We start from the raw sequence: 23,289 nt of genomic DNA, 5'->3' as shown, positions 1-23,289 counted from the left end.
GGCGATAATTACCACACCATGCTCATCACCGCCGCCAGCTTTCCGACGCCGGAGCTGATCAAGGTCACCAACAACCCTGGGCAGTGGGATCAGCAGGAAGGGTTTGCCAGGTTTCAGGCTGAGGCCGCGAACGGATCCGTCGCCTGGCTCGGGGAACGGCTGGGTGCGGTAGCGACTCGTGCCGAGCGGTCCATGGCCTTCGCGCAGTTGTACCGGAACCTGGCCGAGTGGCGCTTCGAGACCGCGCACCGGGCCGGGGGCCGGAGCCCGAACTCGGAACTCGAGCAGTACCACCAGTCGATCGGTCCGCACGAGCCCCGGACCAGCGTCTTCGGACCCAGGCTCCGCAGCGAGGGCGGCGGCCAGCTCGATTTCAGTACCCGCCGGCTGACCGACGGCATCCCGACTCCGGCCAGCCGGCAGTCTGCCCTGATCGGCACGATCATCGAGGCCCGGTTCGCGGCGGACGCGCCGGACAGTCTGGTGCTGCAGAACCAGATCGACCTTCCGGACCAACGGCGTGTCAACGGGAACCTGCTGCTCCGTGGACTGGCCGTGGCCCACGAGCGTGGGATCCCGTTCGCGATCGACGAGCTCTACGCGACGAAAACCGCGGAGCATACCGATCGGTGGACGTTGCAGGCCGAAGCGTTCGGTCTGCTCGCGGATCTCGAGGAACGCCGATCGGCCGGCCAGGCGCCGGACGCGGAGGCGCGCCGGGCATTCGTCCAGGCCACGTACTACCTCTACCAAGGACCGGAGTTCGTCCGCGGTGGTGACGCGACGATCCGTACCTTGCTGGTCGCCGCCCACGCCCGGGTGTTCGACGAGGCGCTGACGGTGATGCAGGACGTCGACATCCGGGCGATGACGATGAGCCAACGGGACTTCACCGAGTACGCCGTCCAGAACTACGCGCTGGCAGGTCCGAGCGGCCCGGCGGCTACTGCTCAGCAGACCGCGGCGCATCGGCCGCAGGAGCGGGCGAACGGGCTGGAGCGGGGTTGAGCGGTAGATCCAGCTCTACCTGGAGTGGGAGGGCAGCACTCCTGAATTGGCGGGGTTGGGCGGCGAGAGTGGTGGTATGACCAGCACCAAGCACCGCCATCTGACGATTCATGATGTTGTGCGGCCTGAGCCTCCGCTGGCTGTTCGGGGCGCGATCACGCTGTGGTTCACCGCGATCGGCGCCGGTGTGGCCGAGTCGGTTCTCGGTGCGCTCGGGGCGATCGGCGACGGCACACCGGTCTTCGGACTGCTCTTCCAGATCGCGTTCCGGGCGATCGTGTACGGCGGACTGTTCGTCGTCGTCGACCGGTACTTCCGGCCGGGTGTGGCTTGGGCCCGCTGGCTGCTGGCCGGTCTGCTCGGTACGGTCGGCATCGCCTCGTTGCTGGTCGGTCCGGTCGACTGGCTACTGCACGACGGCGATTTCGGCACGGTGCACTGGTCCGCGTCGTTCATCGCGTTCGCGGCCATCCGCTGCGTACACGTCTCCGCGGTGATCACCGCGATCCTGCTCAGCTTCCAGCCCGACGCCAACCGCTGGTTCAGCCACCGCGCCGTCCGCCGCACCCGGTGAGGCCGTTCGGGTAAAGCGAAGGACCGGCTCCGAAATGGAGCCGGTCCTTCGGTTTGCTGAAGCTACTGAGGCTACTGCCCGGTCTGCTTCGGGGCCGGGAAGGCGTTCAGGATGTCGATCACGGCGAAGGCGTTGATCGCCTTGCCGGCCTGGTCCTTCGACGGCGGGAGCTCGACCAGGACGCGGCTGCCGATCGGGATACCGGCCAGGCCGTCCAGCGAACCGGTCTGACCGGTCGGGCTGGGACCCACCTGGAGCTGGTCGGTCGGGGCGCCCGGCTGCGCGGGCTGGCCGTTGGCGGCCGGCTGACCGTCCCAGGTGCTCGCCTGCTTCTTGCCGGCGTAGTCGTAGACGACGTAGCGGCCGACCAGCTGGCTGCCCTTCTCGATCGGCTTGCCCTTGCCGAGCGCGAACACGACCGGCTTGCCCGGCTTCGCGGGCGGCTTGGTGCCGGCGTCGACGGTCACCTTCGGCTCGGCGTTCAGCGCGCCGCTGACCTTGATCTTGGTCGGAGCCGACGGGGTCACCGGGTTCGCCTCGAGCGGGGTGTCGTTGGCGGCCGCGCCGACCAGGTCGACGACGAAGATCAGCGTGTCGTCGCCCTTGATCCCGGCCTTCTCGTTGCCGGCCGCCTTGTAGCCCTTGTCGGACGGGATCGAGAGCAGTACCCGGCTGCCGATCTTCTTGCCGACCAGGCCCTCGTCCCAGCCGGTGATGACGCCGCCGACGCCGATCGGGAACGACGACGGCGCGCCGCGGTCGTACGAGTTGTCGAAGACCTTGCCGTCGCGCCAGATCTGGCCGATGTAGTTCGCGGTGAGCAGCTCGCCCTTCTTCACCTCGGGGCCGTCGCCCTGCTTCAGCACCTCGGTGACCAGCTGCTTGTCCGGGTCACCGTCGCGGTGGGTGATGGTCGGCTTCTGCCCGAAGTCCGCGGTCACCTTGATCCCGGCGGCCCCGAAATCGTCCTTCTTGCCCGATCCGCACGCCACCAGGGACGACCCCAGTGCCGCGACCACGACCAGACTCAACAACTTGCGCACGAAACCAGCACCTCGAACCATCCCGGCGCGGGTGCGCCGCTCGCCTCTCCGGTCAACAACGCGGGCCAGCCTAGCTTGCTGGTTCAACCGTGGGGCTGGGCGGTCGCGTCACCGTTGCGTCACAGCACGTACAGTCACGCCGGTCAGAAACCGACGGCGTTGTGCGGGGCGCGATCCGGTCGCAGCAGTGCGTCCAGCCGGGACAAGGCGTTGGGCGTGTACGCGGTGATGCGGTTGGAATAGGCCAGTTCGCCGGCGCGTACGCCACCGAGGTACAGCGAACCCAGCTCGTTCACACTCAGTGTGAGGTCAGCAGGTCGGTCAGTAGCAGTACAGCTGGCCCCGTCTGGTCCGGCGTCCAGTAGCCAACGGCCGGAGTCGACCTCCAGTACCAGCGTGTCCGTGGTGGCGTACGTCCGTGCCTCGAGCGCAGCCGGTACGTCGAGGATCCGCAGCCACAGGTTGTCCCGGGTCAGTTTGAGCTTCAGTGCGCGCGGATTGGTCAGCATCCAGCGCAGCGGCTCGTCCACTGGCCGACGTGCCGCCACTACTCGTTTGGTGAGGTCGAAGTCGAGCAGCAACCCCCAGAGCGCCCGGTACGCGTCAAACGTCAGCGACTCGAACGCCTCCACCTGCAGTACGCCGGCCTGCGCCGCATCGGGTGACCACGGCAGCCGGAAGATCGCTGCGCCATCCACCACTCCCCTGGCGTCACGATGTACCAGGTGGTGTGCCGGGCCGGACCCGTCTGCCGGCAGTCCGCCACTGGCCAAGCCGGTCCACTTGCCCGGTAGCGGGCTGATCTCCCCTACTCGCTCGGCGCGGACCTGCTCGTGTAGCACCGGCCACACCTCGGCGGCAGCCGCACCGTCGATCAGGTCGAGTGTGCCGGGGTCGGTGAAGTCGGTCCGGAATGCGGCGTCAGCACGCTGCACCTCCCACCGATGCTGGAACGTCGCCGGTGCGAACCCGTACCGCCCGTAGATGGTGCCCTCGCTCGCACTGAGCCCGGCCAGGAACTCACCGCGTTCCCGGCAGTCCGCCAGCATCGCGGACATGATCTGCCGGAGCAGTCCGCGCCGTCGGTACGTCGGCAGGACAGCTGTCGAGGTCACGCCGCCCAGAGCGACCTGCCGGCCGCCTGGAACAGTCAGCTCAACAGACACGATCGCCGACCCACCGGCGAGCTTCCCGTCCACGAACGCGGCCTGCGGGCGGAACCAGTCCACCTGCACCCCAGCCGCGTGCCGCTCGAGGTCGGCCTCGGTCGCTGGTACCTGCGGCGGCCAGGCCGCCTGCCCGGCGTACCAGGCCGACGGCTCAGGCTCTTCCTGCGGAAACCCATTCACGTACGGCAGTACGCGCAGGTACTCCTTGGCTTCATCAGCCGTGATCGGCCGCACCTCGACAATCGACATGTGCTCGTTCTAACCAGCGCACGACAATCCAGCACTGCATTTAGCCCACACCTACATGACCTTCGTTGTAGGGACTTGAAGGGGTGCGAGCCTGCCGGAGCGCCCCCGGCAGGCTCGCCCGCATCAGTGCGCCTTCGTCAGGCGGAACAACCTGGCCATACCAGGAGCCAGCTGCACCGGGAGGACGCCTCCGCTCGTACGGACAGGGGTGTACTCGCGTGACGTCGGCCTGAACTCGTCCGCCCGTACACCGGCGCCCAGGGTCAGCGACGAGGTCGCCGTCGCGGAGGAGCTGCCGTTTGTCACCAGCAGCCAGCGGTGGGGCTGGTTACCGTGTCCGGCACGGAACCGGCTCACGATGACTGCCGAACCCTGCGCGCCGGCGGTCCAGGCGTCGGCGGTGAAGCCGGCCGCGCCGGCCGGCAGGTTCGGCTCGTTCGCGTGCGTGACAGTCTCCGACACCAACGACAGCAGCTCGGCGCCGACGGTGGCCAGGTGCGTACGGTTGATCTTCTGCGCCCAGTAGTAGAGCGGCGTACGCTCGCCGGCCTTGCTGATCAGGGCCTCGATGTACTCGTCGTACTTCGGCGTCCAGTACGTGAAGTACTGGATCCCCTTGGCGCCGTACGCGAGGTTCACGTTGATCTGCCAGTACAGGTCGGCCTCGCTCGGCAGCCGGTACCGGTTGTGCTCGCAGCTCAGGATGAACGCCCAGGTCGGCAGCCCGGTGGCCAGGGACTTGTTCCGGACCGCCGCCAGGTTGATGAAGAAGTCGGGGGTCACGCCGTCCGGCTTCAGCACGGAGTAGTGGTCGTAGGACATGTACTCCGGGTTGGCCTCGTCGACGTAGCGGTCGAGATAGGCCTCGTACGTCGGTGCGCCCAGCTGCTGCGCGTTGGCGTAGGTCGGGAACAGGTTGACGTACGGGAGCTTCGTCGGCGCGGCTCGCCGGATCTGCGCGGCGACCTTCCCGATGTTGGTGAAGACGCCGGCGTTGGGCTCGTCCCACAGGTAGAAACCGGCCCAGGCCGGGTAGCGCCGGTAGTCCGCGACCACTGACTCGACCACTCGGCCCCACTGCTCCGGCGGCTGCTGGTTGTAGATGTTGACGAGCCGCTCGTCGGTGGCAATCCACTTGAGCCCGGCCTGCTCGGCGAGCCGCAGCACCTGCCGCTGGAACTCCACGGTCTGCGGCTGCTCGACGGAGGTCGCGAAGGTGAAGCCCGCGTCGGTCACTTCGCGGTAGCGCGCAAGCGTCGTCTGCTCTGCCGGCGGCGGTACCCACAGCCCGACCGGGAAGGTCGATCCGTTGAGCAGTTCCGGCCTGGGCCGCCCGGCGCGATCGGCAGTGCCGGCTTCCTCGGCGCTCGCGGTGCCGGCAGTCAGCGAACCCAGTGCCATCGCGCCCGCGCCTGCCCCGGTCAACTGCAGCAACCTACGGCGACTCAGCGCGTCCCAGCCGCCGGCCTCGGTCGGTTCCAAGGTCATCGTCGATGTCCTTCCGGAGAATGAATCGTTTCACGGGAATCGGCGGTATTCCTGAAGAGATCCGCCGACGTGCGAACGAGTATTCGCCAGTGCACACAACTGCGACAAGGGCTCAAGTTACGCGCACTTGCAATCACCGTGGCCACAACCGGACATCAAGCCCAGCAGACAGCGAAACAACCGCGAACAGCTCAACAGCTGCCCGCGGTTGCTCACTAAACGTTCACATGCTGGCGATGAGCTTTTCGACTCTTTCGTCGTTCCCCAACCCCAGCCGTCTTTTCTTCTCTACATGCTCGCGATGAGCTTTTCGACTCTTTCGTCGTGGGACTTGAAGGGGTCCTTGCACAGGACGGTCCGCTGGGCCTGGTCGTTCAGCTTCAGGTGTACCCAGTCGACGGTGAAGTCGCGGCGCCGCTCCTGCGCGCGCTTGATGAACTCGCCGCGCAACCGCGCCCGCGTCGTCTGCGGCGGCACCGACTTCGCCTCGAACACCCGCAGGTCGTCGACGACCCGGGTGACCGCGCCCTTCCGTTCGAGCAGGTAGTACAGCCCGCGCGGCCGGTGGATGTCGTGGTACGCCAGGTCGAGCTGCGCCACCCGCGGCGACGCCAGGCCGAGGTTGTTCTGCGCGCGGTACCGCTCGATCAGCCGGTACTTGATCACCCAGTCGATCTCGCGCTCGATCCCGGTCAGGTCACCGGACTCGATCGCCTTCAGCGTCCGCTCCCACAGCGACAGCGCCCGCTCCACCGCGGGCGTACCCAGCTCGCGGCGGTCGACGAAGTCACGCGCCTTGGTCAGGTACTCGGTCTGGATGTCCAGCGCGGACGCCTCGCGCCCGTTCGCCAGCCGGACCTCGCGGCGGCCGGTCATGTCGTGGCTGATCTCGCGGATCGCCCGGATCGGGTTGTCGAGGGTCAGGTCGCGCATCACGATGCCGGCCTCGATCATCCGCAGTACCAGGTCGGTGCTGGCCACCTTGAGCAGCATCGTGGTCTCGGACATGTTCGAGTCGCCGACGATCACGTGCAGCCGGCGGAACCGCTCGGCGTCCGCGTGCGGCTCGTCGCGGGTGTTGATGATCGGCCGGGACCGGGTGGTCGCTGACGACACGCCCTCCCAGATGTGCTCGGCGCGCTGGGACACCGAGTACACGGCACCGCGCGGCGTCTGCAGCACCTTGCCGGCGCCGCAGATCAGTTGCCGGGTGACCAGGAACGGGATCAGCACGTCGGCGAGCTTGGCGAAGTCGCCGTGCCGCGAGACCAGGTAGTTCTCGTGGCAGCCGTAGCTGTTGCCGGCCGAGTCGGTGTTGTTCTTGAACAGGTAGACGTCGCCGAAGATGCCTTCGTCGTGCAGCCGCTTCTGCGCGTCGACCAGCAGTCCCTCGAGGATCCGCTCACCGGCCTTGTCGTGCGCGATCAGGTCGGTGACCGAGTCGCACTCACCAGTCGCGTACTCCGGGTGGGAGCCCACGTCGAGGTAGAGCCGGGCCCCGTTGCGGAGGAACACGTTGCTGCTCCGCCCCCAGGACACGACCCGCCGAAACAGATACCGCGCCACCTCGTCCGGGGTCAGCCGCCGCTGCCCGCGGAACGTACAGGTGACGCCGTATTCGTTCTCCAGACCGAAGATTCGCCGGTTCACATCACCCACACTACGGCGCCCCTCCGACAACCGTCCCCTGTCTCAGGCGCGCCGTCCCCGGCGTTACCCCTTTGATGCTCTCCACCCAGGGCCTGAGGTCCGGGTGGAGATCGGGCCCACTCGCCACATCGGCGGCACCGAAGCTGTCAGCGTCGTCCTATGCGACGACGAACCTTCCTCACCGCCGGCACCGCCACCGCCGCGTCATTGGCCGGCGTCCTTCCCCTGCAAGCAGCCGCCGCGACCACTGACCTGAAGCTGCGGCTGCCGGCTCCTACCGGCCCATGGCCTGTCGGCACGACCACTCGAGCACTCACCGACACGCACCGCACCGACCCGTGGAACGGTGCACCAACCAGGGAGCTCGCACTAACCGTCTTCTACCCAGCCTCAGGCGTACGCGGCCACCGCCGCGCTCCCCAGCTCGCACCGGCCGGGGCAGAGGTGTTCAAGGGACTGGACGCCGGACTGCTCCATCCGGAGCTCCCCGCCAGTGGAGTGGACTGGGCGGCCACACTGACCCATTCGTACGTCGATGCGCCGACCGCACCCGGCCGCTGGCCCACTCTGCTCTACAGCCCAGGAGGAGCCGACCCCCGCACCATCGGCACGTCAGTAGCCGAGGACCTGGCCAGCCATGGCTTCGTAGTAGTGACGATCGACCACCCTGGTGAAGCTAGCGAAGTCGTGTTCCCGGACGGGCGGCTGCGGGTCATCGAGATCGCACCCGACGTGCAGAGCGACCCAGTGCAGTCACGGATCATGATGGACACCCGGTTCGCCGACGTGCGGTTCGTACTGGATCACCTGGCCGACTTACACGTACCGATCGACCTGCGGCGAGTGGGGTGCTATGGGCACTCAGCCGGCGGTGCGACGGCTGCGGTGGCGCTGGAGCACCCACTGGTACGCGCAGCGGTCAACTTGGAGGGCTACCTGGACACGCTGGACGGTGAGCTCTACCCGATCGCCCAGCACGGCACCCGGAAGCCGCTGCTGCTGGCAGGTACGGACGGCTTCCGCGATGCACGGTTCGACCGCACCTGGTCGGCGCTGATGGCGCATGGTGGACCGGTCCGCCGCATACAGCTCTCACACGCGAACCACTGGATCTGGACCGACTACGCCGCCTTCGCTCCGCAGCTGCAGCAAGCGGGTCTGATGAGTACGCCCGCGCGCACCAAGCTGGTCGGTACGGCACCGCACGCCAGCCACACCGTACGGCGCCTCGTCCGCGAGTTCTTCAGGCACTAGGCCGACACCCCAGAGACACCGAAGCTGTACGGCGAGTAACGGTGATTGCCTGGTGAATATCCGGTGCCACACTGGAATTCACCAGGCATGAGGGACCTCCGCGACAGGGGTAGGACGTGAGCCGGACCCGAGTGGCGATAGCGGACGACGATGTGCTGCTGCGTGAAGGCCTCGCCAGTCTGCTGGACCGGTCCGGTTTCAGCGTGCTCGGCACCGCAGGAGACGGACCCGAGCTCCTGGAGATGGTCCGTGGCCAGGGCCCGGATCTGGTCATCGTCGACATCCGGATGCCACCAGGACACGCCACCGAAGGACTGGACACCGCGGACGTGATCCGGCGCGAGCACCCGGAAACAGCGGTACTGCTGCTGTCGGCGCACGTCGAGGTGGAGCATGCACTGCAGCTGATGGCAGCCGGGCACGGTGTGGGCTACCTACTCAAGAGCCGTGTGACGGACGTAGAGGAGTTCCTGGAGAGCCTGCGACGCGTTGCACGGGGAGGCTCGGTCGTCGATCCGGCAGTAGTGCAGGAGCTGGTCGACACACAGCATCGCAACGACCCGCTGGCTGCTCTGAGCGAGCGGGAGCGACAGGTGCTGTCGCTGGTCGCGGAAGGACGGTCCAACGCCGGTGTGGCTCGTCGGCTGTGGGTGACCGAAGGGACCGTGGAGAAGCACGTCCGCAGCATCCTCACCAAGCTGGACCTGCCTGAGACCGACGACGACCACCGGCGCGTACTGGCCGTGCTGATGTTCCTGGGCGGACGCTAGTGACCGTCGGCTTCGAGTCGAGGGGTGGGGTCGCGCGGCGAGTGGTCACCGCGAGCGGACTGCTGATGGTGCTGGTCGGCTCCGGGTTCGTCGTGCTGCTGGTGTCCGTACAAGGGCTGCGCGCTTCGGAGCAACAGGCACAACACAGCGGAGCCGTACTGACCAGCGCGAACCAGGTGGAACGGATGGTGAGCGATCTGGCTACCGGGCAGCGTGACTTCGTCATCACCGGCCAGGAGAAGTTCCTGCAGCCCTGGCGTGACGCTGCCGCGCAACTGCCGGCACAGACCGGGACGCTGGAGCAACTGGTGGCCGACAGCCCCGACCAGGTCGCACGGGCGAACCAGGCCGACCAGCGCATCACCTCGTACCTGCGGGACTACTCGTTGCCCGTGATCGAAGCATCCCGAGCAGACCCGGACTCGGCTCGTACCGCGGCCATCACCGCGGACGGCACCAACCGGGTCGCGGCGATCCGGTCGGTACTGGACACCTTGATCAGCTCGGAGCAGAAGCTGTCCAGTTCCGAACAGCAGAACACCGACATGATCGCCAACCGGGCAGTGGCGGCAGCAGTGATGGGACTGGCCGGCACCGTCGTTCTCGTGCTCGGCTTCGCGGTCTACCTGACCCGCGCCATCGTCCGCCCGGTCCGTGTCACGGCCGAGATGGCGAACCGGCTGGCCGCTGGCGACCTCGCGGTCCGGGTACCCGAGACCGGCGTCGGCGAGATCCGCACGCTGGAGCGGACGTTCAACACGATGGCCGGTTCGCTCGGCGCCGCCAGTGCCGACCTGGCCGCGTCCCGGGCCCGCATCGTCCGGTCCTCCGACGAGACCCGCCGGCAGATCGAACGCGACCTGCACGACGGCATCCAGCAGCGGCTGGTCTCACTGACGCTGGACGTCCGCGCGATCCAGGCCGGCAGCCCGAACGGGCAGGCCGAGGAACTGGACGAGGTCGCCAAGGGCCTGTCCGCGACCCTGGACGAGGTCCGGGAACTTGCCCGCGGCATCCATCCGGCGATCCTGTCCCAGGGCGGGATCGGGCCGGCGGTGCGGATGCTCGCGCGCCGGTCCAAGGTGCCGGTCGAGGTCCGGATCGACGTCGGCACCCGGCTGCCGGCACCGATCGAGGCGGCCGCGTACTACGTCGTGTCCGAGGCACTCACCAACGCGGCAAAGCACGCCGACGCGTCCGTCGTCCACGTCGTTGCGCGTTTGACGACCGATCGGTTGGTGTTGTCCGTACGCGATGACGGGATCGGCGGCGCGGACCCGGCGAAGGGCTCCGGGCTGGTCGGACTGGACGACCGGGTGGCCGCGCTCGGCGGTACGCTGGTGGTCGAAAGCCCTTCTGGAGAAGGCACCACGCTGTCGGTCTCGTTGCCCATCACATCGTCGTAGGACAACACCTTCACAGCACCAGCACACCACCAGCACACCACCAGCACGGCAGCAGTACAGGCAGCAGGAATGCCAGCGGCGCCAACCGCTGCGATGCTGGTGCCATGCGGTGCGTGATCGTCGACGACAGCCGGCGCTTCCTGAACGCGGCACGCGGGCTGCTGGTACGCGAAGGCGTGACGGTGGTCGGTACGGCGACCAGTACCGCCGAGGCGACCGACCTGGTCGAGCACCTGCGGCCGGACGTCGTCCTCGTCGACATCGACCTCGGCGGTGAGAGCGGTTTCGAGCTGATCACCAGGTTGCGCGCGTCCGGTACGTCGGCGCCGATGATCCTGATCTCCAGCCACGCCGAGCAGGACTACGCGGACCTGATCGCCGCCAGCCCCGCCATCGGTTTCGTCGCCAAGACAAGCCTGTCCGCCGGGGCCATCCGCCGACTGCTCACGAACGGCTGACCCCGGCGGACCAGAACCCTCAGGCGGTCTTCCCGCGCCGGACCACCGCGTCGAATCCGGCGGCCAGCAGCAGTACGGCACCGGTGACGACCCACTCGTAGCCGGACGAGTTCGAACCCTGGATCAGGTCGCTCATCCCGTTGATGATCACCGCGACCACCAGGCCACCGAGTACGGCGTCGATCATCCGCCCACGCCCGCCGAACAGCGACGTACCGCCGATCACCGCGGCACCGACCGCCAGCAGCAGCGTGTTGCCGGCACCCGCGTTCGACTGCACCGACTGCAGGAGGGACGCCGCGACGAGGCCGGAGACGGCCGCCATCCCGGAGCAGATCACGAACACCGAGATCCGGATCCGCGAGACCGCGACACCGCCGCGCCGCGACGCCTCCTCGTTCCCCCCGACGGCATACACGTGCCGCCCGTACCGGGTCCGGCTGAGCACGAAATGCCAGACCACGAACAACAACATCAGCAGTACGACCACCCACGGCTCGCCCTGTGCCTTGCTGCTGAAGAACGCGTTGGTGATCAGGTTCCGGTTCTTCCCCATCTCGTACGTGAACGCGACCCCGAGTACGGCCACGCCGATCACCTTCGACACGATCACCACGACCGGCGTCGCGGCCAGTCCGGTACGCCTCCGGGCGCGCGCATCGCTCAGTTTCAGCGCCGCGTACCCGACCACGAACACGCCCAGCAAGGTCCAGCCCAGCCACAACGGTACGAAGCTGTTCTCCAGGTTGATCAGCGGAGTCCCGGCCGGCAGGATCACCGACCCCTGACCGCCGACCAGGATCAGCGTCGCGCCCTGGAACGCGAGGAACGTGGCCAGCGTGATCACGAACGACGGGATACCCGCCTTCGCGCGCAGCCACCCCATCACGAACCCGATCGCCAGTCCCGCGGCCAGTCCGGCCAGCATCGCCGGCCACCACAGCCAGCCGTGCCGCAACAGCAACACCGCCATGATCGCCGAGCACAACCCACCGGTCGTCCCCGCCGACAGGTCGATCTCGCCCAGCAGCAGTACGAACACCAGGCCCATCGCCATCACGATGATCGGAGCCGCCTGGATCACCAGCGCCTCGAGGTTGTACGCGCTCAGGAAGCCCTGGTGCACGATCGCGAAGAACGCCGTGATCACGATCAGCCCGACCACCGCCGGAGCCGACCCGAGCTCACCGCCACGCAGCCGCGAGACGTAGTCCCGCAGGTACTCGGCCAGCGCGCTCGGCGCCGGTTGGGGTGCCTTCTCGGCCAGGACCGCGTTCACGCCGGTGCTCCGATCGACTCGGCCCCCGGCAGACCGAGGTCACCCGACCGGCCGGAGGTGATCAGCTCGACGACCTGCGTCTGGGTCACGTCGGACCGCCGTACCTGGGTCGCCATCCGGCCCAGGAACAGGACGGCGATCGAGTCGGCGACCTGCATGACGTCGTTCATGTTGTGCGACACCAGGACCACCGCCACGCCACGATCGGCGAGCCGCCGCACCAGCTCCAGTACGTGCTCGGTCTGCGCCACCCCGAGCGCCGCGGTCGGCTCGTCCAGGATCACGATCTTCGAGCTCCACAGCACCGACTTCGCGATCGCCACCGTCTGCCGCTGACCACCGGACAGGCTGGCCACCTTCTGCCGGACCGATCGGACCGTCCGGACCGACAGCGAGGTCAGCGTCTCACCGGCCATCCGCTCCATCGTGTTCTCGTCCAGCGTATGCAGCCGGCCGATCCGTTCGCGGCCGAGGAACATGTTGCCGACGACATCCAAGTTGTCGCAGAGCGCCAGGTCCTGGTGCACGATCTCGATCCCGAGGTGCGCCGCGTCCCGCGGTTCGTGCAGATGTTGCGCCGTCCCTTCGACCAGGATCTCGCCCTCGTCGATCCGGTGAATCCCGCCGATGCACTTGACCAGCGTCGACTTGCCCGCCCCGTTGTCCCCGACCAGGGCGGTCACGTCACCGGCCGCGGCGCGGAAGTCCACCGACCGCAGCGCCACCACCGGGCCGAACGACTTGCCGACGCCGCGCAGCTCCAAGATCGTCACGGGGTGTGGATACCGTTCTCGGTGCAGAGCTTCTGCAGTGCGGGAGTCGGGCACACCGACGCGGCCGTCTCGTACCCGTCCTTGACCGGCTGGGCCACGTTCGCCTTGGTGATCACGGTCGGCGACGCCAGGTACGAAGGAACCTCGCGCCCGGTGGTCGGGTCCTTGATCGTGGCCGGCGCGGTCGGCTTCTGGCCGGACAGGATCTGGCCCGCCAGCTTGATCGCGACATCCGCCTCACCGGCGACCGGCTTGTAGATGGTGAAGCACTGGGTGCCCTCCATCACGTTGTCCAGACCGCCCGCCGTGGCGTCCTGCCCGGACACCGCCACCTTGCCGGACAGACTCTGCGACTTCAGTACGTTGATCACCGACTGCGCCATGGTGTCGTTGGCAACCATCACCGCGCCGAGGCTCGGGTGCTGGCCCAGCATCGTGGTGAACACGGTCTGCGCGGTCGCCGGATCCCAGTTGCCGGTCTGCTCGGCGAGCTTGGTCCAACCGGTCTGCTTCGACAGCACCGAGTTGTACCCCTGCGCGAACAGGGTGGCGTTGTTGTCGGTCGGCGCGCCGTCGATGTCGACGTACCCGACCGCCGGCTTGCCCGCGACCTGCGGACAGGACGTCAGCGCCTTGCCCTGGTCCTCGCCGACCTTCACGTTGTCGTACGACACGTAGTACGCCGCCGAACCGCCCGTGGTCAGCCGGTCGTAGTCGATCGTGACGACGTTGTGTTGCTTCGCCAGCGACTCGATCGCCTTGCCGGAGCCGGAGTCCAGGTTGGTGACCAGCAGGACGCCGACGCCCTGGTTGATCAGCGCCTGGGCCTGCGACTGCATGGTGGTCGCGCCGCCGTTGGCGTTGTCGATGTAGCAGGTCAGCTTGTTGTCGGTGCACTGCTTGCGCAACTCGTTCGGGTCGGCGGAGACCCAGCGCGGCGAGGACGCCGTGTCCGGAAGCAGGATGCCGACCTTCGTGTTCGCCGGCGGCGCGCTACTGCTGCCGCTCGACGACGAGCTGTTGTTGCTGTTGCTACAGGCAACAAGACCGGCGATGAGCGCCAGCGTGGTCCCGGTCAGCGCGACTGCTCTGGTTGATGTTCGCATCGGTGCGTCCTTCATGATCGCGACAGGGTTGTCCTCCCCGCCAGGATGCGATCCCGGGCCCGGCCGCGTCCTCGCAGCAGGCCGCAAAACCCGGTGCCCACCAGCGGGTACCCGGCCGTACCTGCTAGCAGGGGGTGCGGTCTCCAGGCAGCGTTACTGCACCTCCGGCAGCCTCGCGCGATGGTGCGGTTATGGCCATTTCCGCTGCACAACCCTCCGCACAGCAGAGCCGGCCCGGGCTGAAGCGCGACATCGGATTCGTCGGGCTGATCTGGGCGTCGGAGGGATCGATCATCGGCTCCGGCTGGTTGTTCGGCGCGCAGGGCGCCCTGGCGACCGCAGGACCCGCGGCGATCATCTCGTGGGTCATCGGTGGTGTCGCGATCACCATCCTGGCACTGACACACGCCGAGCTGGGCGGGATGTACCCGGTCTCCGGCGGCACCGCGCGCTTCCCGCACTACGCGTTCGGCGGTGCGGCCGGCGCCTCGTTCGGCTGGTTCTCCTGGCTGCAGGCCGCGACCGTCGCGCCGATCGAGGTGCTCGCGATGATCACCTACGGCCAGCACTACTCGTTCGGCAAACACTGGCTGGTGACCAAGAACGGCCAGCACGTACTGACCGGCAGCGGCATCGTCGTCGCGGTCGTCCTGATGGCGGTCATCACCGCGATCAACTTCCTCAGCATCCGGCTGCTGGCCCGGACGAACAGCGTGGCGACCTGGTGGAAGGTGGGCATTCCCCTGCTGACCATCTTCGTGCTGGCGATCGCGCAGTTCCACGGCAGCAACTTCACCGCGGCCGACGGTTTCAACCCGTACGGCGCCAAAGGCATCCTGTCCGCGGTGTCCACCAGCGGCATCATCTTCGCCATGCTGGGGTTCGAGCAGGCCGACCAGCTGGCCGGTGAGAGCAGCAACCCGAAGCGCGACATCCCGCGGGCGGTGATCGGGTCGATCGTGATCGGCGCGATCATCTACATCCTGCTGCAGGTCGTGTTCCTCGCCGCGCTGCCGGCCGACCAGGTCAAGGGCACCTGGGCGACCGCGGCGTTCACCACGCTGACCGGTCCGTTCGCACAGGTCGCGACGCTGGCAAGTCTCGGCTGGCTGGCGACGATCCTGTACCTGGACGCGATCATCTCGCCAGGTGGTACCGGCCTGATCTACATCACGGGCAGTTCGCGGGTCTCGTACGGGCTGAGCCGCAACGGGTACGTCCCGTCGGTCTTCGAGCGGACGAACAGCCGCGGCGTACCGTGGGTCGGGCTGATCGCCGCGTTCGTCATCGGCTGTGTCTGCTTCCTGCCGTTCCCGAGCTGGCGGTCGCTGGTCGGGTTGATCACCAGCGCGAGCGTCCTGATGTACGCCGGGGCGCCGCTGTCCCTCGGCGTGTTCCGGAACCGGCTGCCCGGCGCGCACCGCCCGTACCGGCTGCCCGGCGCGAACTGGATGTCGCCGCTGGCGTTCGTCGTCGCCAACCTGCTGATCCTGTGGTCCGGCTGGGACACCGACTGGAAGCTCGGCATCGCGATCCTGATCGGGTACGTCATCCTGATCGGCAACCGGGTGTTCAAGATGAACCCGATCACCCCGCAACTCGACCTCCGCGCCGCGCAGTGGCTGCCGGTGTACCTGGTCGGGATGGGCCTGATCGTGTACCTGAGCGACTTCGGGCCGCTCAAGCACCCGTGGTTCCCGCTCTGGTGGGACATGCTCGCGGTAGCCGTCTTCAGCCTGGTCATCTACTTCTGGGCCTTGTCCGTCGCACTCCCGGCCGAACGCATCCAGTCGATGATCGACCAGGTCGTCGTCCCGGAGGAGGCCGATCTGCGGCAGGCGTAGCGGTTAACCACTCCCGTTGTGGGGCGGGGTCCAGTGGTCTAAGCAACGAGTAGTTCGGCCAGTGCTTGGGCTGGGGTTTTGAGGTTGAGTGTAGGGCGGGGTCGTTGGTTGAGGGTGGTGGCGATCTGGTCGAGGCTGGCGGCGGTGTGGGTGGACAGGTCTGTGCCTTTGGTGAGCCAGAACCGCAGGAGCCGGTTGGTGTTCTCGTTGGTGCCGCGTTGCCAGGGGGAGTGGGGGTCGCAGAAGTAGACAGGCATGTTCAGATCGAGCTGGATGCGCCGGTAGGCGGCTAGTTCGCGTCCGCGGTCCCAGGTCAGGGAGCGGCGCAGGTGGTCGGGCAGGGTGCGCATCTGGGTGATCATGGTCTCGGCCACGGTGTCGGCGTCGTGCTGGCCGGGCAGGTGCAGCAAGATGGTGAACCGGGTGGTGCGCTCGACCAGTGTGCCGACCGCGGAGCGGTTGCCGGTGCCGATGATCAGGTCGCCTTCCCAATGTCCGGGCACGGCACGGTCGGTGGCCTCGGCGGGGCGTTGACTGATCGTGAACGCTTCCCGGTACGGGTTTCGGGCCTGGCGATGGTCGCCGCCGCGGGGTTTGCGGGCCGTGCGGCGCAGGCTCAACTGCCGGTGCAGGTCTTGTCGCAGCTGGCCGCGGGTCTGCACATACAGCGCTTGGTAGATGGTTTCGTGCGACACACGAGCCATCCTCTCCTGCGCGCTGTCGCCGGGGTGATCACGGCGCAGTACTGCCGCGATCAGGCCCGGGGACCAGCCGGTGTCCATCCAGCCGGTGATCCGGGCGCACAGCCCCGGATCGGCGGCCAGCTTGAACTCCTTGGGCCGGCGCCGCCGCTCATGAGCGGCACGGTGAGCCACCGGCGCCCAATAGGACCCGTCCCGGCCGCGATTGCGGGCCACCTCACGCCAGATCACCGACTTGTCCCGCCCGATCGCCTCACCGATCCCGGCATACGACAACCCCTGCCGTAACAGCACAGCGATCACCGCCCGGTCCTCACTGGTCAACGGCCGCCGAGCTCGCGTCCCCGCGACCCCACCCGGGACTGCTGCTGGCACGCTGCCCGGCAACCCACCAGCTCTGTTCTGCCGCAACGATGGCTCCACAAGCCCCGATGTTCGCCACCACAACGAACCCGTATCCCACGACACGCCGACCGCCGACGCCGCTGACTGCACCGACCACCCACCACCCACCAGCGCGAAAAACTCATCCCGCACTCCGTACGGATACCTCATCGGCATACACAACACCTTCCATCAGGCGTTGCTTCGACCACTGGACCCCGCCTGGGTTCTCCACTCGTATACCGGTGGGGAACCCACAACATTGGTGGGGAAGCTTCAGAGGTCGACCAGGTCCAGGAGCTGGCCGAGTTCGGTCGGGTCGAGGGCGCGGAGGTCGCCGGTGTGGAGGTTGCCGCGGCGTACTGGGCCGATCGCGGTGCGGGTGAGCCGCTTCACCGGGTGGCCGACCGCGTCGAACATCCGGCGTACGATCCGGTTCCGGCCCTCGTGCAAGGACATCTCGATCAACGTACGCCCCGGGACCGTGGAGACGACCTTCACCGTGTCTGCCCGGGCCGGACCGTCGTCCAGGTCGACGCCGTCCAGGAGGCGGCGCAGCGCGGCCGGTTTCACGTTGCCGTCCACCTCGGCGACGTACGTCTTGGACACCTCGTACGACGGATGCGCCAGCCGGTGCGCGAACTCACCGTGGTTGGTGAGCAGCAACAGACCTTCCGTGTCGGTGTCCAGCCGGCCGATGTGGAACAACCGCTCCGGGCGGTCCCGCACATAGTCGGTGATGCACGGCCGGCCCTGCGGATCGGACATCGTGGTGACGACACCGCGCGGTTTGTTGAGTACCAGGTAAACGTTCGCGCTGACCGGCGGAATCCGCGCCCCGTCGACGCGAATCACCGCGACCTCGGGGTCGACCCGCACCCCGAACTCGGTCACCACCCGCCCGTCGACCTCGACCCGCCCCTCCTCGATCAGCAACTCCGCATTCCGCCGCGAAGCCACCCCCGCCCGAGCCAACACCTTCTGCAACCGAACCCCGGCATCCCGCCCCTCATCCCCCATCCCGCACCCCATCCCGCTCACTCACAACATCCCGCCCAGCCAACTCATCCGACTCAGCCAACTCATCCCGCGCAACCGCCTCGTCCTGCTCAGCCGACTCGTCCGGCTCAGGCAGTGCATCCTGCTCCGACGGCTCGGTCAGGTCTCCGTCGATCCCCCGGTCACTCACGTCACCTTCGGTGTCCTGCCCGGCATCGTCCGAGCTGTCTTCGGGGGTGAGAGTGGGTTGTTCGGTTGTCTGCTCCGGTTCGGTGTCCGCGGGAGCTTCAGGTAGTGCCTGCGCCGCCAGTTCCTCTTCTATGTCGTCCATTTCAGGCAAGTACGGCGCCAGCTCCGGCAGATCGTCCAGGGACTGCATCCCCATCCGCTCAAGGAAGTACGTGCTGGTCCGGTACAGGGTCGCCTGGGATTCCGTGTCGGCGCCGGCCTCTTCGACCAGACCACGCGCGACGAGCGTACGCATCACGCCGTCGACGTTCACCCCACGGATCGCGGAGACCCGCGCACGACTGACCGGCTGCTTGTACGCGACCACCGCGAGCGTCTCCAGCGCCGCCTGGGTCAGCCGCGCCTGCTGTCCGTCCAGGACGAAGCGTTCGACGTACATGGCGGCGTCGGCGCGGGTGTAGTACCGCCAGCCGCCGCCCACCTCACGCAGGTCGAACCCGCGCCCCTGCTCGGTGTACTCGGCCGCCAGCCCCGCCAGCGCGTCCGCGACATCACCAACCGGCCGCCCCACCGCCCGCGCCAACGTCAGCACCGGCAACGGCTCGTCCGTCACCATCAAAATGGCCTCAAGCGCCCGCCGCATCGTGTCGTCATCAACAACAACCTCATCCCCCACCGGCAACACGCTCTGCTCATCACCGACAACCGCGGTGTCCGGAGACGAGGCGGAGGCGCCGCCTTCCCCCTCGTCGCGTACTTCGGTTGGCGTCGCGGTCGCGGCGGAGGTGACGACCGACGAGGTGTACTCCTCGCCGCCAGCGGTGGTTGCCTCGTCGGAGGCGGTCGCGTCGTCCGAGGTGATTGCTTCGTCGGGGGTGGCGGGGGCTGGGGTGGGGTCGGGGTTGGTCACTGGTCCGCCGTATCGGGGTTGTCCGGGTTGGAGTTGGTCGGGTCAGACGTGCCTGGGGTGAAGTCTTCTGGGGCGGTCTCGTCGGGGTCGGTGTGGCTTTCGCCGGCCTCCAGGAAGTCGGGGTCGTCCTGGACCCGCGGGGCCTCGCCGGACTCGTCCGCCGGTTTGAGGAGCTCGTCGAATTCGTCGCTCACCGCGATCGCGCCTTCGTCGGTGCCGGTCCAGCGGATCGTCAGCTCACCCAGCGGAGTCACCTGGTCGAACGACACCGCCGCCTCGCGGAACAGCTCGAGCAGCGCCAGGAACCGGCAGACAGTCGTGACGGTGTCGGGTGAGTCGGCGACGAGCGAGCGGAAGGTCGCGCTGCGCTGGCGGCGGAGCCGGTCGATGATCACCTCCGCCTGTTCGCGGACCGTGACGGCCGGCGCGTGCAGGTGCGCCAGCGACACCCCGGCGGGTACGTCGTTCTTGGGCGCCATCGCCTTCGCCGCCAACGCCGCCAGCCCGGCCGGATCGATCCCGAGCAGCACCTCCGGCAGTAGCTCCGCGAACCGCGGCTCCACCCCGACCGCGCGCGGGAACCGCCGCGACTCGTGCTCCATCCGATCCTTGACCAGCGCCGCGATCTGCTTGAACGCCCGGTACTGCAGCAGCCGCGCGAACAGCAGGTCGCGCGCCTCCAGCAACGCCAGGTCCTCGTCGTCCTCGACCTCGCCCTTGGGCAGCAGCCGCGCCGCCTTCAGGTCGAGCAGCGTCGCCGCGATCAGCAGGAACTCCGACGTCTGGTCGAGGTCCCACTCGGAGCCGAGCGCCTTGATGTGCGCGATGAAGTCGTCGGTGATGACCGACAGCGCGATCTCGGTGATGTCCAGCTTGTGTTTGCTGATCAGCTGCAGCAGCAGGTCGAACGGGCCCTCGAAGTTGACCAGATGGACACTGAATCCCTTGCCCTCGGCAACCGCCGGGAGCTCCTCGGCGCCGGCGGGCGGGTCCGAGGACACCGTCACTCCGACGCCTTCAGCCGCCGTACCAGCACCGAGTCCGGTCCGTGGTCGACGAAGTCGGCGAGCAGGACGTCGATCGCCTCCCGGACGATCCGGCCCCGGTCGGCGTTCAGGCCGTGCTCCGCGCGGAGCGCGAGTCTGGTTGTCTCCAAACCGATCAGCTCTTCTTCGGTCACGTACACGGTGATCTTCGTGTCGTGCCGAATTCGACCACTTGACTTACGTTCGTCGACGACGGCCGTACGGGACCGGACGGTGGCCGCCGGTCCGTCAGTGGTGGTGCGCTTCTCGGGTTGGGTCTGCTTCGGTGCCGCACCCCCGAAGAGTTCACTGGCACCTGGCAGGCTCACCCGGCGGGACAACGCGCCAGCACCTCCTTGGCGAGATCGCGGTACTGGGTGGCCGCGCTCGATGACGGGGCGTACGTGGTGATCGGTTCGCCGACGACAGTCGTCTCGGGGAACTTCACGGTACGCCGGATGACGGTATGAAAGACGCGTTCGTCGAAGGCCTGGACCACCCGGTCCAGTACCTCCCGGGCGTGCGTCGTCCGCCCGTCGAACATGGTGCCGAGGATGCCGACGATCTCCAGCTTCGGGTTCAGCCGGTCCTGGACCTTGGCGATCGTGTCGGTCAGCATCGCCAGCCCGCGGAGCGCGAAGAACTCACACTCCAGCGGTACGACGATGCCGTTCGACGCGGTCAGCGCGTTCACCGTGAGCAGACCGAGCGACGGGGCGCAGTCGATCAGGATCACGTCGTAGAGCGGGATGATCGGGTCCAGGACGCGCTGCAGCGTGTACTCGCGGGCGACCTCCTGGACCAGCTGCACCTCGGCCGCGGACAGGTCGATGTTGGCCGGCAGCAGGTCGAGGTTCTCCACCCGCGTCGGCTGGATCACCTCGTCGGCGGTGATGTCGCGCTGCATCAGCAGGTTGTACACCGACAGTTCCAGGTCGTGCGGCTGCACGCCGAGGCCGATCGACGCGGACCCCTGCGGGTCGAAGTCGATCAGCAGCACCTTGCGACCGGTCTCGGCGATCGCCGCGCCGAGGTTGATCGTGGTAGTGGTCTTGCCGACGCCGCCCTTCTGGTTGCACATCGCGATGACCTGCGCCGGTCCGGTCCTGGTCGGCGGCAGCGCTTCCGGTAGGTCCGGCAGCGGCCGGCCGGTCGGTCCGATCTTGTGACGCGGACCGTTCGGGTCATTCACGGGTGCGAGATCCTCCGCGGTGAGCTTGGCCGTCGGCTTCGGCATCTCCGCATAGTTGTCGGGCAAGGCCCGCGCCGGCTGCTGGGCCGGACGCTCCGGGCCGGTCCCCGGGGCACTGGTCCCTGGGGTGCTGGTCGGGCTGGGTGGCATGCTGATCGGCTGGACCTGCTCCGGGGCGGAAAACCGCTCCGGCAGCCGGTCCATCTCGTTCTCGGTGCCCGGGAATGTCGACTCGTTCATGACTCGTCAAACCTTTCAACCGATACGGGCGACGCATGCGACTGTAAGCGTGCATTCAAGCACTCTCAATCAGCCACTCCGCACCGGGGTCGGGTGGTTTGTCGACAAAGCTCCGAACGAGGCCGCTCACCCTCCTGGAGTAACCAACCGTCACCAGATAATCGCACACCGTCCCCACCGCTCGACATCGGGGGTCGAGGTCGGCAGCTCCTGTCGACCCGCCGAGGCAAGGCAGGTGAGGTGAGGGTCAGGCTTCGCGGGCGCCTGGGGTTGTGCCGGGGCGGGTACCCGGCTGACGGGTTGCTTGGCGGACCGGTGTTCCCGTGGCGCCTGGCTGGGTTGCCGGCGCTGGTTCCGGGCGGCCGGGTGACTTGCCGGCGCCGGGGACGAAGGCGGCGTTCAGCGCGGTGCGGAGTGCCGGATCCTGCTGACCCGGACTCACCTGCTCCGGTCCTGCCTGCTCCGGTGCCGGCTGGTCTGGGGTGAGTTGGTTGGTGTGCTCGGGTGGGGTGGGGGGTTCGGGGAGTCGGGCACCCCATTCTCCGGCCCAGTCTGCTCCGGTGGTGGCTATCGCGGCGCCTGCCTGTTGGGGGGTCAGGTCGCGCAGCCGAGCGGGGTCCTCGTGGTAGTACGCGAGCTGGTCTTCCATCCGGTAGCGGACCTGCCCGATTGCCCGCTTTCGGTCTCGTACGTCGACGTGTTCCATCGCGGCGTCCGGTACCAGCAGCTGACGGGCGACCTCCCACTGGTCGGACTCCGCGGGCAAGCTCAGGTCGCCGACCACGCAAAGCCGGTCCAGTACTTCGTCACGAGGTCGTCCGGTGCGATCGCCGATTGCCTGGGCCAGTCCGTCCGCCATTCCACCTCGGAACCCGTACGGCAACAGCTCTTCGTCACCCGGTTCCATCGGCCGGCCCAGTGCGGCCGTGACCTCCGGCAGCCGCTGCCGTACCCACGCCCGCGCCACGCCGTCCTGCAGCATCCGGCGCGTCGACACCTCACGGCCAAGCGGGTCGTAGTTTCGGTCGCCGGCTGCCAAGAGCAGATCGCTGCCGACATCGACGACGAACTCCCGACGGAAGCCATCTGCCTGCTCAGCCCGGTCCAGCCACTCCCCGACCTGCTCGACCGTTGGCATCCGGTCAGCCGGCAGCCCACGCAGTGTCGCGCGTACATCAGCGATCTGCGCCGCCCGCACCAGTTCCTTCGCCCGTGGCGCCTGCACTGCGACAGCCACTGGATGGGCAACGTCAACAGCAGCGGCGAACACGCGCTCCGCGTCCGCTCGTGCCTGCTGGCGTTGCTGGACGTCGGTTCCGACACCAGGTGAAACAGCTCGCAGCGCCGGGCCGACAGCGTCGACGAGCCGTCGTCGGGCACTCTGGTACTCCGCATGCGCGTCACCCACATGCTCGCGTACGTCGGCCAGCATCAGATCGGCCATCTGATCAGCCAGACCGTCATCGGCGTCCCGTACGACGGAACGAGCCTCCCGCCAGTCTCGGCCGGTGTAGTCGGCCAAGCGTTCGGCCAGTACGTCAATGAACTCCCGGGGCATCGTCGGCACCCCCGAAGTAT

21 protein-coding genes are annotated in these 23,289 nt (G+C 67.9%); 7 read left to right on the top strand and 14 right to left on the bottom strand.

Going from position 1 to position 23,289, the window contains the following annotated elements; genetic code table 11:
* The first annotated feature begins 18 nt into the window (after positions 1–18).
* Together HDA44_RS00255 and HDA44_RS00250 are read left to right on the top strand one after the other, a co-directional pair.
* A complete protein-coding gene (locus HDA44_RS00255) occupies positions 19–1,008 on the top strand; it encodes a hypothetical protein (RefSeq protein ID WP_184830380.1) in 990 nt (329 codons plus the stop codon).
* A gap of 76 nt (positions 1,009–1,084) precedes the next feature.
* Positions 1,085–1,582, top strand: a complete 498-nt coding sequence (locus HDA44_RS00250; RefSeq protein ID WP_184830379.1) for a hypothetical protein — start codon at positions 1,085–1,087, stop codon at positions 1,580–1,582.
* 71 nt (positions 1,583–1,653) lie between these two features.
* On the opposite strand, the gene HDA44_RS00245 is transcribed toward HDA44_RS00250, so the two are convergent.
* From HDA44_RS00245 to pafA, 4 genes are all read right to left on the bottom strand, one after another.
* Positions 1,654–2,625, bottom strand: a complete 972-nt coding sequence (locus HDA44_RS00245; RefSeq protein WP_184830378.1) for an FKBP-type peptidyl-prolyl cis-trans isomerase — start codon at positions 2,623–2,625, stop codon at positions 1,654–1,656.
* 143 nt (positions 2,626–2,768) lie between these two features.
* Positions 2,769–4,043 (bottom strand): GNAT family N-acetyltransferase, encoded by a 1,275-nt coding sequence (locus tag HDA44_RS00240; protein ID WP_184830377.1) that lies wholly within the window; start codon positions 4,041–4,043, stop codon positions 2,769–2,771.
* A 123-nt stretch (positions 4,044–4,166) separates the two neighbouring features.
* The gene (locus HDA44_RS00235; RefSeq protein WP_184830376.1) at positions 4,167–5,531 is read right to left on the bottom strand and encodes a hypothetical protein; all 1,365 of its coding nucleotides are present in this window, start codon (positions 5,529–5,531) and stop codon (positions 4,167–4,169) included.
* Between the two features lie 288 nt (positions 5,532–5,819).
* On the bottom strand, positions 5,820–7,181 hold the full coding sequence (pafA, locus tag HDA44_RS00230) for a Pup--protein ligase (protein ID WP_184830375.1): 1,362 nt from the start codon (positions 7,179–7,181) through the stop codon (positions 5,820–5,822).
* A gap of 159 nt (positions 7,182–7,340) precedes the next feature.
* Between pafA and HDA44_RS00225 the strand changes: the two genes are divergently transcribed.
* The 4 genes from HDA44_RS00225 (at position 7,341) to HDA44_RS00210 (ending at position 11,069) form a co-directional block, all read left to right on the top strand.
* Positions 7,341–8,435, top strand: a complete 1,095-nt coding sequence (locus tag HDA44_RS00225; RefSeq protein WP_184830374.1) for an alpha/beta hydrolase — start codon at positions 7,341–7,343, stop codon at positions 8,433–8,435.
* Between the two features lie 116 nt (positions 8,436–8,551).
* Positions 8,552–9,205 (top strand): response regulator, encoded by a 654-nt coding sequence (locus HDA44_RS00220; RefSeq protein WP_184830373.1) that lies wholly within the window; start codon positions 8,552–8,554, stop codon positions 9,203–9,205.
* Positions 9,205–10,611 carry a CHASE3 domain-containing protein gene (locus HDA44_RS00215; RefSeq protein WP_184830372.1) on the top strand — a complete coding sequence of 469 codons (1,407 nt, stop codon included), beginning with the start codon at positions 9,205–9,207 and terminating at the stop codon, positions 10,609–10,611. Before HDA44_RS00220 ends, HDA44_RS00215 begins: the two co-directional genes overlap by 1 nt.
* 104 nt (positions 10,612–10,715) lie before the next feature.
* Positions 10,716–11,069 carry a response regulator transcription factor gene (locus HDA44_RS00210; RefSeq protein ID WP_184830371.1) on the top strand — a complete coding sequence of 118 codons (354 nt, stop codon included), beginning with the start codon at positions 10,716–10,718 and terminating at the stop codon, positions 11,067–11,069.
* 19 nt (positions 11,070–11,088) lie between these two features.
* On the opposite strand, the gene HDA44_RS00205 is transcribed toward HDA44_RS00210, so the two are convergent.
* Genes HDA44_RS00205 through HDA44_RS00195 form a run of 3 tightly spaced genes read right to left on the bottom strand, consistent with a single transcriptional unit; the run spans position 11,089 to position 14,227 of the window.
* Positions 11,089–12,348, bottom strand: coding sequence for an ABC transporter permease subunit (locus HDA44_RS00205; protein ID WP_184830370.1), 1,260 nt, complete (start codon positions 12,346–12,348; stop codon positions 11,089–11,091).
* The gene (locus HDA44_RS00200) at positions 12,345–13,121 is read right to left on the bottom strand and encodes an ATP-binding cassette domain-containing protein (protein WP_337905564.1); all 777 of its coding nucleotides are present in this window, start codon (positions 13,119–13,121) and stop codon (positions 12,345–12,347) included. Before HDA44_RS00200 ends, HDA44_RS00205 begins: the two co-directional genes overlap by 4 nt.
* Positions 13,118–14,227: a sugar ABC transporter substrate-binding protein gene (locus HDA44_RS00195; RefSeq protein ID WP_184830369.1), complete on the bottom strand. Its 1,110-nt coding sequence runs from the start codon at positions 14,225–14,227 to the stop codon at positions 13,118–13,120. The genes HDA44_RS00200 and HDA44_RS00195 overlap by 4 nt, the downstream gene beginning before the upstream one ends.
* Positions 14,228–14,418: 191 nt before the next feature.
* Here HDA44_RS00195 and HDA44_RS00190 point away from each other — a divergent pair, with 191 nt between their 5' ends.
* Positions 14,419–16,071: an APC family permease gene (locus HDA44_RS00190; protein ID WP_184830368.1), complete on the top strand. Its 1,653-nt coding sequence runs from the start codon at positions 14,419–14,421 to the stop codon at positions 16,069–16,071.
* Positions 16,072–16,109: 38 nt separating this feature from the next.
* Here HDA44_RS00190 and HDA44_RS00185 read toward each other — a convergent pair whose 3' ends face one another.
* The 7 genes from HDA44_RS00185 to HDA44_RS00155 form a co-directional block, all read right to left on the bottom strand.
* Complete coding sequence (locus HDA44_RS00185) at positions 16,110–17,333, bottom strand: IS30 family transposase (protein WP_184830367.1); 1,224 nt, start codon at positions 17,331–17,333, stop codon at positions 16,110–16,112.
* Positions 17,334–17,432: 99 nt separating this feature from the next.
* Complete coding sequence (locus HDA44_RS00180; protein WP_184830366.1) at positions 17,433–18,176, bottom strand: pseudouridine synthase; 744 nt, start codon at positions 18,174–18,176, stop codon at positions 17,433–17,435.
* Entirely contained in the window at positions 18,166–19,254 is a 1,089-nt protein-coding gene (scpB, locus tag HDA44_RS38360) for an SMC-Scp complex subunit ScpB (protein WP_337905563.1), read from the bottom strand. Before scpB ends, HDA44_RS00180 begins: the two co-directional genes overlap by 11 nt.
* A complete protein-coding gene (locus HDA44_RS00170; RefSeq protein ID WP_184830365.1) occupies positions 19,251–20,261 on the bottom strand; it encodes a segregation and condensation protein A in 1,011 nt (336 codons plus the stop codon). The genes scpB and HDA44_RS00170 overlap by 4 nt, the downstream gene beginning before the upstream one ends.
* Positions 20,258–20,620: a hypothetical protein gene (locus HDA44_RS00165; protein ID WP_184830364.1), complete on the bottom strand. Its 363-nt coding sequence runs from the start codon at positions 20,618–20,620 to the stop codon at positions 20,258–20,260. Before HDA44_RS00165 ends, HDA44_RS00170 begins: the two co-directional genes overlap by 4 nt.
* On the bottom strand, positions 20,605–21,711 hold the full coding sequence (locus tag HDA44_RS00160) for a ParA family protein (protein ID WP_238352317.1): 1,107 nt from the start codon (positions 21,709–21,711) through the stop codon (positions 20,605–20,607). Before HDA44_RS00160 ends, HDA44_RS00165 begins: the two co-directional genes overlap by 16 nt.
* 247 nt (positions 21,712–21,958) lie before the next feature.
* Positions 21,959–23,278 (bottom strand): hypothetical protein, encoded by a 1,320-nt coding sequence (locus HDA44_RS00155; RefSeq protein ID WP_184830363.1) that lies wholly within the window; start codon positions 23,276–23,278, stop codon positions 21,959–21,961.
* Positions 23,279–23,289: the final 11 nt, after the last annotated feature.

It is taken from the genome of Kribbella solani, from assembly GCF_014205295.1.
In the GTDB taxonomy this organism is placed as follows: domain Bacteria; phylum Actinomycetota; class Actinomycetes; order Propionibacteriales; family Kribbellaceae; genus Kribbella; species Kribbella solani.
Note: the sequence above shows the minus strand (reverse complement) of the source record. Positions and strands in the feature narration are given on the sequence as shown.

Coding starts and splice junctions, on each gene's coding strand:
- HDA44_RS00160 (WP_238352317.1), bottom strand. CDS start 21,711: ATGAACGAGTCGACATTCCCGGGCACCGAGAACGAGATGGACCGGCTG.
- HDA44_RS00235 (WP_184830376.1), bottom strand. CDS start 5,531: ATGACCTTGGAACCGACCGAGGCCGGCGGCTGGGACGCGCTGAGTCGC.
- HDA44_RS00185 (WP_184830367.1), bottom strand. CDS start 17,333: ATGCCGATGAGGTATCCGTACGGAGTGCGGGATGAGTTTTTCGCGCTG.
- HDA44_RS00250 (WP_184830379.1), top strand. CDS start 1,085: ATGACCAGCACCAAGCACCGCCATCTGACGATTCATGATGTTGTGCGG.
- HDA44_RS00255 (WP_184830380.1), top strand. CDS start 19: ATGCTCATCACCGCCGCCAGCTTTCCGACGCCGGAGCTGATCAAGGTC.
- HDA44_RS00190 (WP_184830368.1), top strand. CDS start 14,419: ATGGCCATTTCCGCTGCACAACCCTCCGCACAGCAGAGCCGGCCCGGG.
- HDA44_RS00225 (WP_184830374.1), top strand. CDS start 7,341: ATGCGACGACGAACCTTCCTCACCGCCGGCACCGCCACCGCCGCGTCA.
- HDA44_RS00210 (WP_184830371.1), top strand. CDS start 10,716: ATGCGGTGCGTGATCGTCGACGACAGCCGGCGCTTCCTGAACGCGGCA.
- HDA44_RS00195 (WP_184830369.1), bottom strand. CDS start 14,227: ATGCGAACATCAACCAGAGCAGTCGCGCTGACCGGGACCACGCTGGCG.
- HDA44_RS00240 (WP_184830377.1), bottom strand. CDS start 4,043: ATGTCGATTGTCGAGGTGCGGCCGATCACGGCTGATGAAGCCAAGGAG.
- HDA44_RS00180 (WP_184830366.1), bottom strand. CDS start 18,176: ATGGGGGATGAGGGGCGGGATGCCGGGGTTCGGTTGCAGAAGGTGTTG.